Origin of the sequence: Trichococcus sp. (genome assembly GCF_049684335.1) — a bacterium.
GTDB lineage: Bacteria > Bacillota > Bacilli > Lactobacillales > Aerococcaceae > Trichococcus.
Map to the genome: position 1 here is coordinate 44,218 of NZ_JBAVFV010000015.1, position 12,120 is coordinate 56,337.

A 12,120-nucleotide genomic window follows, 5' to 3' on the forward strand; every position below is an offset into this window, starting at 1 on the left:
AACGATTGATGGCTTGTCCTTTTTTGTACAGTAGTGGGGGGGCTGCCAGTGGATAATTCAGGAACGCTTTGCACTTAATCGGCTGCAATTGTATAATAAAGAGTAGACGTTCCGAAAGGGACAGAGAGTTGCAAGAAATAAGGAGGTTTGAAGATGAAAAAGGTATTAGTGGTAGACGATGAAAAACCAATCTCAGATATAATCAAGTTTAATCTGACCAAAGAAGGTTATGAGGTCTTCACTGCATTTGATGGTGAAGAAGCTTTGGCGCAGTTTGCGGAAGTGGGCCCGGATATCATCCTGCTGGATCTGATGCTGCCCAAGATGGACGGATTGGAAGTCTGTCGGGAAATCCGTAAGACGAGCGATGTACCGATCATCATGCTGACAGCTAAAGACTCTGAAATCGACAAAGTGCTCGGGCTGGAATTGGGTGCGGATGACTATGTCACGAAACCATTCTCTAACCGGGAATTGGTCGCGCGCGTAAAAGCGAACTTGAGGAGACAAGCCTCACCAGTTGCGGCGCCGCCTGAAGAAAACGATACAAATGAAATCAAAATCGGAGCATTAATCATCCACGAAGATGCTTACATCGTGTCGAAGCGCGGGGTAGAGATCGAGTTGACCCACCGCGAATTCGAATTATTGCATTATTTGGCGAAACATATCGGCCAAGTAATGACGCGGGAGCATCTGCTGCAGACTGTCTGGGGATATGATTATTTCGGTGATGTCCGTACTGTCGATGTGACGGTCCGCAGACTGCGCGAAAAAATCGAAGATACACCGAGCCATCCGACTTGGTTGATCACGCGAAGAGGAGTAGGCTACTTCTTGAAGAATCCGGATCAGGAGTAACAGTATATGAACAAAAAGATACGTTTGGTTCACTCCATCCATTTCAAGATACCGATGCTGTTCATTCTCCTCCTTTTGGTATCCCTACAACTGATTGGTGCTTATTTTATCCGCGAACTGGAAACGAAAATGATCAGCAACTTCGACAGTCAAATGAGCCTGAATGCGGGCTTTCTTGAGAAAACGTTGCAGCCAATCCTGATGGCCGATGATACGGAAAAGCTGGAGGAGTCGGTACAGACCATCCTTAGCGATTTTACGGGCTCCAACATTCTGGAAACACAGGTCATGGATGAACAGGGGTATATTCTCGGAATCAATGACCAAACGCTGCAATCTTTGATCGGAACGAAGTCGACCGATCGGGATGTCCAACAGGTCATTCTTCTGGATGCACCCTCGTCCTATCAATATGTGAAGGAAGACACGAACAGCCGCGTGCTGAAGAACATCAGTCCGATCTATTCGACGGACAATACTGGTACCCTTGTCGGGGTGTTGGTGATGGAATCGAATATCGAGTCGGTCTATTCGCAGATGAGCCAGACAGTGGGCATCTTTTTGAACGCTTCGGTTGTGGCGATCATCATTACGGTCGTGTTGGCTGTGATCATCTCCCGCGGTATCACGCGGCCCATTTCCGAAATGCGCAGACAGACGGCCAACATTGCCGATGGAGATTATTCCGGCAAGGTGACGGTCTATGGGGCGGACGAATTGGGCGAATTGGCTGATACCATCAACGATCTGTCCTACAAAGTCAAGGATGCGCAGGAAACGACGGAATCGGAGCGCCAAAGGTTGGATAGCGTCTTGCGGCACATGACGGATGGGGTATTGGCCACCGATCGCCGCGGCAAAATCATTATCATCAACAGCCGAGCGATGGATCTGCTTTCGATTTCCCAAGACAAAGCGATCGGGCAATCAATTATGAAAGTGCTGAAGCTGGGCGAGAAATTCACTTTCCGCCAGTTGTTGGAGACGCAGGATGAATTAATTCTGAATATTCCGACTGAAGATCAGGATACGATCTTACGCGGAGAATTTTCCGTCATCCAGCGGGAATCCGGCTTCATCAGTGGATTAGTCTGCGTGCTTTCCGACATCACAGAGCAGGAAAAAGTCGAACAGGAACGCCGCAGCTTCGTTTCCAATGTGTCCCATGAACTGCGCACACCGTTGACGAGCGTGAAAAGTTATACGGAATCGCTGATCGACGGTGCTTGGGAAGACAAAGACATCGCTCCTGAATTCCTGAAGGTCATTTCCACCGAGACCGATCGGATGATCCGGATGATCACCGATTTGCTGAATCTTTCCCGGATGGACCAAGGAAAACAGGAACTGAACCTGGAGTTCGTCAGCATCAATGAGCTGGTCGCGCATATCATCGATCGCTTTGAAGTGGTGTTGAAATCGGAACAGTACCGTAATAAAAAATATAAGATCGAACGGGACTTCACGCAACGTACGTTGTGGGTCGAAATCGATCAGGATAAATTTATCCAAGTGATCGACAATATCATGAACAATGCCATCAAATATTCTCCGGACGGCGGGAAAATAACCTGCAGACTGATGGAGACGCATAACAGTGTCGTCATCAGCATCACCGATGAGGGCTTGGGCATTCCGCGCAAGGACATCGGCCACGTCTTTGACCGATTCTATCGGGTGGACAAGGCGCGTGCTCGTTCGATGGGCGGCACCGGGCTGGGATTGGCCATTTCCAAAGAGGTTGTCCAGTTGCACGGTGGGAAAATCTGGGTAACCAGTGTGGAAAATAAAGGGTCCACTTTCTTTATTTCCTTGCCTTACATTCCGATGGATGAGGAGGATGAGTGGGAATGAGACAAAAAGAATCACCGATACTGAGCGCTCTATTATACACGTTGGTCGCAATCAGCTTGTTTCTGACGGTCAGAATTCTTTCCACTCCCAGCACAATCGGGTTAAGCCAGAATTCGACGACATCCGTCTCTGCCAATTTGACCAACACGAAGAAGATAGAGGATGTCTTTGCGCCTATAAGGATGATCGTCCATACGGATAAGCGCATTTACTTGACGCAAACGCCGGAAATCATGAAGAGCGTGAATGAGGTGTTGGGTGAGAGTTTACTTGACGGGATCGAAGATGTCTCAACCTACACACAGGAGGAGTTTGATGCGCTTATTCTGGCGCCTACCCAACTAGAGATCCGCTTTGCCGAGGAAGTTCCACTGGAGTTGCTTTCGCGTTATTTCACGAATCTCCAGGAGGATTATTATGCTGACACGATCGATCGGATCCTCTTCAACTCAAATGAAGAGGATCCCATCTATCTGTTGAATGATGAGACGAAGCAAGTATTCACCTCAAAACGGCCGGATAATGCTCTGCAGCCGTTGGTGGACCTTTACGAAGGACAAAAGGATGCGTACATGGAAGTGGAATCGTATGAATCCGAATCAGCCATCTCTTACCTTCCGAAAGAGGCAATCACAATCCAAAAGTTGGTCTATCTAGTTGAAAAACCTTCGAACAGCTATTTCATCGATCTGCTTTTCAATGATACAACCGACCTGAAGGATAACGGAAATGATGAATTCGTGAGTTATAGTGATAATATTTCCGAATTGAGCATCCACAAGGAAACCGGGCAGTTGAGCTATTACCGTAACATCCTCGATGCCGAGGAGTTGCCTGATTATAGGTTGATCCGCGACAGTTTCCATGAAATCAAAATGTTGGACAATTGGACGAATCCTTTTTATTTCTATGGGTTCGATGAGGACACGGATAATGTCTATTACCGAAGATACGTAAACGGCTATCCGATTTTCGGGGAAATCGATTATGGTTTGACACGGATCCATATGTCCGGATCATCTATGACGGAACTGCAATTCCTGACGCAAGTCATCCAGACACCGCTGACGGATCGCAGAGAGGATGTCATCCTGTTGAGCGGGACAGAACTTTTGGCTGCGCTGGATGCCGGTGGCTACAGCAGCCAAGAGATTCAGATGATCACATTGGGGTATGATTGGACGTTCAGTGAAGAATCCAACCGTCTCGTCAATCTGACGCCAAAATGGTTCGTTCAGATCGACGGAGCATGGAAGTCGCTGGACCAATGGATCGGCGGAGCGGAAACGGAGGTGGAGGATAGTGGACTTTAGACGCATCAAAATCATTTTTATCCTCACCTTCGCAGCCCTGAACATCTATCTGCTCAGCGTACTGTTGGAAAAAAATGCCACGACATTGAGCTTCGGCAGCGAGAGCACAACTCTGAACATCGAAGAGGCAATGAAGGCGGATGACATCGCATTTCCGACTCTGTCGACCGACCAGGAGAAGATCCCTTTGCTGAAGACGGACAAAGGCGCCACGCTGGAAGCCGAACAGTCAAAGCTAGTAAATCAGACGACTGTCTTTGAAGAGGGTGTGTTGTCCAGCGTCCTGTCGAATCCGATTCCACTTGAGATCGATGCGGAAGATTTGACGATCGTCGACATAACGCCAATCGCAGATTTCATCTTGCAAGGCAACGTACTCTACGGATCCGAATACACCTTCCTTACGTATTTGCCGCTCAAGAGACAACTTGTGTACGCGCAAGTCGCAAACAATATTCCCATCGGCGACAGCACGGGCAGCATCACGTTCAACCTGGATCCCGATTATGAGGTCATTTCCTATGAACAGACCTTTGCGGGTGTGTCTGAAGCGCAAGGCAGCAGCAGGACCGTGATTTCGCAGAAGCGAGCAGTCGAAGCACTGTATCTCAATAACCAGATTCCCTCGAATTCCACCGTGCGGATGGTGCAGCTGACCTATTACCGCACGTTGAGCCTGTCGGATATGGATATCTATAGCCCAATGTGGTATATCGAGATCAAAATCGAAAACGCGCCTGTAGAAATCAGACGGGTGGACGCTTTGACCGGCAGTATCATCACGACATCTAGTGTTGCGCTTCCGTCAGCCGAAGCGCAAATACAGGCGAAGACAGCCAACAGCAGTGCCTTGTTGCTGGAAGAAGAGGATTCCTCCGAAACAGGCAATGCGCTGAAATGAAACGGCTATTGCTCTTTTAACGAACACAAACAAAAGGAAGGACCTCAAAATGAGGTTCTTCCTTTTTTAACGGAGATAAGTTTGTTAAAATGGGGGTATCAGAAGCTACAAGCTTGATGGAGGGTATCGGAAGGGGAAGGTAACAATGAAACGGATAGGCTCGATTATGCTGTTCATGTTCTTTTTTTTGATTGGATTTGGACAGAAGGAAGTACAAGCCCGTTCCTATGAGATTACGAATTATGATGTGTTGGTCGAAATACAGCGGGATGGTAGCGCTTTTTTCACTGAAAGCATCACTTACGATTTTGAAGGGGAATTCAATGGGGTGCTGTATGATTTGGATATTTCAGAGGTAGCGGATCCTACAGATGTAAAAGTGTCGATGCAAGGCTATCTATCGGAAAATCCGTTCCCTTTTGCTTTGAGCGACACGGAGGAACCGGGGACGTTCAAATTGGACAACACCGGTGATTTTCTGAATTTCACCGTGTACAACAAAATGACGGATGAGATCCAGACGGTCATCTATCAATACCGTATTCCCGAAATCGTCACGAATTATAATGATATCGCTGAGTTCAACCGCAAAGTCATCGGTTCCGCCTGGGAGGATCCATTGAATGATGTGGATGTTACCGTTCTTTTGCCGGAAGCGACCGGTGTGGAGGAATTGCGCGCCTGGGGCCACGGCGGCGACGCAAACAGCTCGGTGACGCTGGAAGACAATCAAAAGGTCTTGCTGTATGTGCCGCAGAATCCGGCCAATCAATTCGTGGAGGCGCATGTGATTTTTCCGACCAGCATCACCGCAGACAATCCGAATGTGGTGAGCGAGGATAAATTTGACGAAATATTGGCGCAGGAAGCCGCATTGGCAGAGGAAGAACAACGCAATGCGCTACTTTTCGGAATCCTGAGTGCGGTCTTGGCAGTGGGTGCACCGATTCTGCCGATCCTGGTGTTCCTGTGGGTAAGGAGAGCAAGGAGAAAAGAAATCCCGCAGGAAATCCATCTGCCGGATCATATCTACGAATTGCCTGAGGATATGACGCCGGCAGTCATGAACGGTGCCGTCTTTAGCGGGAATGTACAAGCTGCTGACATTTCGGCCACTATCCTTGATTTGGTGCGGAAAGGCTATCTGACGATTTCGCCGGTGCAGATTCCTCAAAAAGGGATTTTCGGACGGGAAAAAGCGCCAGAAGACTCCTTCCGTCTGACCCAGATCAAGGATACGAAAAATGCCCCGCTCCTGAGTCACGAAAAGCTGCTTTTGGATTGGTTCATCAGTGATGTCGGGGATGGGGAAAGCGTCACGCTCGATGATATCGAGAACATCGCCGACAATTCAACGGAAGCCAAACGCTTCAATGAGAATCGTGTCAAATGGCAAGAGCGCGTAATGGATGTCGCCACGCCAAAACGGCAGAACTATCGTTCGAAGGACAACAAAAAAGCTGTCGCCTTCGCGGTCCTGGCTTTGGTCGCAAATATCTTCCTGTTGTTCGCAATCGTGGTCTTCGGCATCATGAGCGGCACTTTCACTACGTGGGCAATCATCCTTGCGGCTCTGGGTGCGGCACTCAGTTTCATCCAGCTCATGGCAGTGGCTGCCAAGCCAATCATGACGGCCGATGGGGAACGCGCGAAGCAGGAATGGGCCGGTTTCCGCAATATGCTGAAGGACGTGGGTGATTTCCCGATGCGTGAAGTCGGATCCATCGCTTTATGGGATCATTTCTTGGTCTATGCCGTTTCGCTAGGTGTGGCCGACAAAGTCATGAAGCAGATGAAGGTCGAGTTCCCGGTGAATGAAATTCAGGCTTCCGCTTTCGGCAGCTATTACTACATGAACAACGCCATCTTCCTGTCTTCTTTGAACAACAGCATCAACACAGGTGTGACCAAATCTATGCCGACTTCCTCAAACAGCAGCGGTTTCGGCGGCGGTTTCGGTGGAGGGTCATCCGGCGGTTCCGGTGGCGGTTCCGGCGGCGGGGCTTTCTGACGAGTGTTGCAAATACTTTCAAAAACATCCTATTCTGAAGCAGAGCAGGGTGTTTTTGTTTCAGATACCGGACTATATTCCAGCAGACAATCCTTTATTTGATGAATGATGAAAGGTCGGGGTGTGAACAGAATGAAAGAAAAAGAATGGAATGAATTGCAGTCCCTTTATCAGGAAATGCAGGCGCTGCATCAAGCGGTCTATGAGGAAGGCAGTGCCCTCTATGCGCAATGGGAGCCGGGTATTTCCCGGACGTCCTTCCAGCTCAGCGCCAAAAATCTTGCCTACTATCTGGCGTTGCGCCGCAGGGATATCCGACCGTTACAGAGCCGTCTGTCCAAATGGGGCTTATCTTCACTGGGGAGAACGGAATCGAAAGTGCTCCAACAGTTGGATGCGATCGTCCGCAACTTGGCGTTGATGTCGGGGGAAATCAAACAGCTGGATGACTATCCTAAAACAAGCGAGAAATTCCCGGGCCGGAAAAAACTGGCAACCGAGGCGAATGCCTTATTAGGTGACCCGCCTAACCACCGGACGACACGCATCATGGTCACTCTCCCGGAACAGGCTGCAGAGGATAAAGGCTTTCTTGTCCGCCTGCTGGAGCGCGGCATGGACATCGCCCGCATCAACTGCGCCCATGACGACAGCACGGTCTGGTTGAAGATGGTCGAAAACCTGAAGGAAGCCCAAAAAACTGCCGGTAAAAGTTGCCGCATCTATTTTGACATCGCTGGCCCGAAAATCAGAGTTGATGCCGTCCTCAGCGAAAAGGAGAAACCGCGCCTTACGGTTGGCGACTTTTTCTTCCTGACGGCGGATGCTTCCTTCAAAGATCTGAAACACTATCCGATCATCGTGTTCAGCGAAAGCCTGAATCTTTTTGATGAGCTGAAGGTCGAGAGTCCGGTCATTTTGGATGACGGCGTCCTGGAAGGGCGTGTTGTGGAACAGAAACCGCAAGGCGTCGTCGTGCAGGTCGGGAAAGTGGCCAAGCCAAAGGGAATCAGAGTGAAGGCGCAGAAAGGACTCAATTTCCCTGAATCGACTTTTAGGATGCCGATCCTGACGGAAAAGGATCTCGAAGATTTGTTGGTGGCCGAAAAGGCGGCTGATATCCTGGGCTTCTCTTTTGTCCGCGGGAGCAAGGACATCGCTGCTATCCAGAAAACTTTATTGGAGCAAATCGGCAATGAAGCAGCTGCAGCCATCCCGCTTGTGATCAAAATCGAAACGGTGGAAGCCGTCAACCATCTGCCGGAACTGATTGTTGCCGCTGCCAGCAAAAACCCATTGGCGATCATGATCGCCCGCGGAGACTTGGCTGCCGAGGCCGGGTTCCTGAGGCTTTCGGAACTGCAGGAGGAAATACTTTGGATCTGCGAGGCTGCGCACATTCCCGTCATCTGGAGCACACAGGTACTCGAGAACATGGTGAAGAACGGTGTGCCGACGCGGGCGGAGATGTCGGATGCGACGATGGCCGGACAAGCGGAGTGCGTCATGCTGAACAAGGGCGATTTCGTGGAAGAGGGGATCACCTTGCTGGATGCGATCCTGGTGCAGAGCCAACAGAACCGATCGAAGAAGACAGCCCAGCTGCGTGCGCTCAAAATTGCCAAGAAAGCATGGCGCAAGCCCAAAAAATAAACGGCTTTCGGAGTGGCCTCCCATGAAGTGCCGGAAGATTAACTTTTCCTAACACGGAGAAAAATTACTGGCATTTTCCAAAAAATAAGTTACACTTATGGATGTATTGGAGGGGCTAAGTGTGATTGAGACAATAGAAAAAGAGGGCATGCGCGTCAGCTATTTGGCGAGCGGCAGTTCCGGTAACTGCACCTATATCGAGACACCCAAACGGAAAATATTGGTGGACTGCGGACTAAGCGGCAAGAAAATCGCCGGCTTGATGGAAAAGATCGATCGCAACCTTGCGGACGTGGACACAATCCTCGTCACGCACGAACACCGCGATCACGTGCACGCCTTGGGCGTTTTGGCGCGCAAGTACCACATGGATCTTTATGCGAACGAAGCGACCTGGAAGGCGATGGATCACATCATCGGCAACGTCAAGACCGAGCAGAAGCACATCTTCGAGATGGGCCAGGTGCTGACCTTAGGTGATGTCGACATCCAAAGTTACGGCGTCTCCCATGATGCCGCGGAGCCGCAGTTCTATTCTTTCCATCATGAAGGCAAGCAGATGGTCATGTTGACCGATACCGGTTATGTCAGCGATCGTTTGCGTGGCCTTTTGCGGGATGCGGATGCATACCTTATCGAAAGTAACCACGATCTGGAATTGTTACGCATGGGCGGGTATCCTTGGTCACTGAAGCAGCGTATTTTGGGGGATGAAGGTCATCTGTCCAATGAAGATGGAGCTGCCGCCGTCGCTGAAATGCTGGGCGATCGGACGAAGCGCATCTATCTCGGACATTTGAGCCGGGATAACAATATCAAGACGTTGGCGCACCATACAGCCGAAAGCATTCTGATGCAAAAGGGCATGGGCGTTAATGAAGATTTTTTTGTATATGATACCGATCCGGACGAGCCGACCGAACTTTTCAGAGTCTAGTCGCACGGCGGGATTATCCAAGTGAAGAAGGGAGCGGATCGAGTGATTCCGCTCCTTTTTGCATACGCGGATATGATACAATAAGTTCACTGAGGATCAATTTTCCGAAATATTCTCTTACTATCTTCATAATTTATTCAAAATAAGGAACTATACTGAACTTGTAGAACGATAAGGAGGAATCTTCATGGACAGGGACGAAGAAAACAAAAACAATCCGCTTAATCAAGAAGAATACAATGACACGGAGACTGAATCGACTGCCACTGACGCTCCATCTGCTGATCACATGCAGGAAGACTTATCCGAAGAAAAAGAAATAGATGCAGAATACACGGAAGTAGAAGAGCCAGCCAAAAAAGAGCCGATTGTGGAACCAGCCGCAAGCGCAAGGCCAACGATGAACAAAGAGGAACGTGCGCGCGTATACAGCACTGTCAACGAAACCGAAGACGCATCCAGACGTCCAAAAGACCGCAAAAATTCACCGATCAGGAACGGAATCGTCGGCGGATTGATCGGAGGCGGGATGGTCGCCCTGATTGGCGCAGGCTTGCTGTTCGGTTCGGGCATCCTCGGCAACGGATCCGGTACAGATGGCAATGGAAACACATCCGTCAACGAAACCGTGACGGATGTCGCCGTCAATGTGACGACCGATACGACTGCAGCTGTGGAGAAGGTACAGGATGCAGTCGTCTCCATCATCAATATGCAGTCAGGCAACACGAACATGTTTGGCTTCGATCTGCCGCAGAACTCATCTGACACCACAAACGGGACTTTGGAGACGTCGAGTGAAGGCAGCGGCGTGATCTACAAAATCGAGGGCGACCTTGCCTATATCGTAACGAATAATCATGTCATCGATGGAGCGGATGAACTGGAAATCCTGATGAAGGACGGCACGAAAAAAGTGGCGACCGTCGTAGGCAGCGATATTTGGACCGATTTAGCCGTCTTGACGATTCCGGCAGCAAATGTCACCGCTGTTGCTTCCTTTGGAGATTCGGACACTGTGAATGTCGGTGAACCGGCCATCGCAATCGGATCGCCACTCGGAACAGAGTTTGCGACTTCTGTTACCCAAGGGATCATTTCAGCCAAGAACCGTTCCGTGTCAACAGATGTGGACAGCGATGGAATCATCGACTGGGATGTTACGGCATTGCAGACGGATGCGGCGATCAACCCGGGTAATTCCGGCGGCGCTCTGATCAATATTGCCGGCCAGGTCATCGGCATCAACTCGATGAAAATATCCGATTCGAACGTTGAAGGGATGGGCTTCGCAATCCCGAGCAATGACGTCTTGACGATCATCAACGAACTGGAACAAAACGGCGAAATCGTCCGTCCAATCTTGGGAGTATCCATGCTTGATCTTTCCCAAATTTCGGCAGCACAACAAAGTTCCGTACTGGCTCTGCCTGAGGATGTGACGGCCGGCGTCGTCATCGCCGAAGTCCAAGCCTTATCCGCAGCCGAATTGGGCGGATTGGAACAATACGACGTCATTACGGAAATGAACGGCGAACCCGTTACGAGCATCGTCGACCTGCGCAAAATCCTTTATGCACTGGAAGTAGGAACCGATGTGGAAATCTCCTACTACCGCGCAGGCACGCTGCAGTCAACGACTGTGACTCTGACTGAAGGGCAGACTTCAGCCGAATAAGCTGAAAAAATAATTGAATGTTGAACACCCCGCATGGCGTCTCTTGAGAGCAGCTATGCGGGGTGTTTTGCATTTTGGGTTTGTGGATGATAGTGGCGGGGTGCTTGGAAAAGAATTGGATCCGGAAAGATGAATAAGTCGGAAGATTCCATGTTCTTGGTCCGAAATTTGGTTGTAAAGATGAATAAGTCGGAGGAATCCATGTTCTTGGGCCGAAATATGGTCGTAAAGATGGATAAGTCCAAGTTATCCATCTTCCAACCAGAAAATAAATCCCAAAAGGGCAGAAATCCACATAAGTGTGGATAATTTCTGTGGAAAAAAAGTTTATGTGTGCAAAACGCGTAAATGATGAAGGGAGCAGTGCTTTCTGAAAATAGAAGTTGTCCACAGAAATTGGAGAAGTCTGTGCATAAGAATGTGACGGCTTGTGAAAAAAACTAATTAATCGTTGGTAAATAAGATTTATATCGAGTTTCGATTGCTCAATGGGGCATGTGTATAACTGTGCGGATAGGAGGATAATTCATTTTAAGGATAATCAATATGATGTGGCCAAAAATAATGCTACCACTAGATAACGGGGGAACATGTGTACATGTGCATAACTTTTGTGGATAAGGTGTGAGTTGGGTGTGTGAAGTGGGTATAACCGAAGGTGTAATCCAAAACCTTTGCAGCAATAATCTGATTTTAATCATCAAACAAAAAAACAGCATCCCGAAAATGGGCAATGTCATTAACTTAAGCAACTTGACAACTATAAAAAAAGCGAGAATGCATTCAATGATAAGCTCCCAATAAAGTAGACAGTAGAAATAACAAAAATTTCTATTCTACTTTATTGGGGGTTTTTTTATGCGAATAAATAGGCGTTGGACTGTGGAAGAAAAAGTAAACATCGTTAAAAAA

General features: G+C 48.9%; 8 protein-coding genes. All 8 read left to right on the forward strand.

Translation table 11 applies throughout. The features are described from left to right. The first annotated feature begins 153 nt into the window (after positions 1–153). The 8 genes from yycF to WBM30_RS04105 all read left to right on the forward strand — a co-directional run bounded on the left by yycF (position 154) and on the right by WBM30_RS04105 (position 11,208). Positions 154–861: a response regulator YycF gene (gene yycF / locus WBM30_RS04070; RefSeq protein WP_086987019.1), complete on the forward strand. Its 708-nt coding sequence runs from the start codon at positions 154–156 to the stop codon at positions 859–861. Positions 862–867: 6 nt separating this feature from the next. Next, a complete protein-coding gene (gene walK / locus WBM30_RS04075; RefSeq protein ID WP_424899502.1) occupies positions 868–2,715 on the forward strand; it encodes a cell wall metabolism sensor histidine kinase WalK in 1,848 nt (615 codons plus the stop codon). Next, complete coding sequence (locus WBM30_RS04080) at positions 2,712–4,028, forward strand: YycH family regulatory protein (protein WP_424899503.1); 1,317 nt, start codon at positions 2,712–2,714, stop codon at positions 4,026–4,028. The genes walK and WBM30_RS04080 overlap by 4 nt, the downstream gene beginning before the upstream one ends. After that, positions 4,018–4,929: a two-component system regulatory protein YycI gene (locus WBM30_RS04085; RefSeq protein WP_424899504.1), complete on the forward strand. Its 912-nt coding sequence runs from the start codon at positions 4,018–4,020 to the stop codon at positions 4,927–4,929. The genes WBM30_RS04080 and WBM30_RS04085 overlap by 11 nt, the downstream gene beginning before the upstream one ends. 145 nt (positions 4,930–5,074) lie before the next feature. Further along, complete coding sequence (locus WBM30_RS04090) at positions 5,075–6,940, forward strand: DUF2207 domain-containing protein (RefSeq protein ID WP_424899505.1); 1,866 nt, start codon at positions 5,075–5,077, stop codon at positions 6,938–6,940. Between the two features lie 132 nt (positions 6,941–7,072). Beyond that, on the forward strand, positions 7,073–8,593 hold the full coding sequence (locus WBM30_RS04095; RefSeq protein WP_424899506.1) for a pyruvate kinase: 1,521 nt from the start codon (positions 7,073–7,075) through the stop codon (positions 8,591–8,593). 148 nt (positions 8,594–8,741) lie between these two features. Then, a complete protein-coding gene (locus WBM30_RS04100; RefSeq protein WP_424899508.1) occupies positions 8,742–9,530 on the forward strand; it encodes an MBL fold metallo-hydrolase in 789 nt (262 codons plus the stop codon). A 187-nt stretch (positions 9,531–9,717) separates the two neighbouring features. Continuing rightward, on the forward strand, positions 9,718–11,208 hold the full coding sequence (locus tag WBM30_RS04105; protein ID WP_424899507.1) for a S1C family serine protease: 1,491 nt from the start codon (positions 9,718–9,720) through the stop codon (positions 11,206–11,208). The last annotated feature ends 912 nt before the right edge of the window (positions 11,209–12,120 follow it).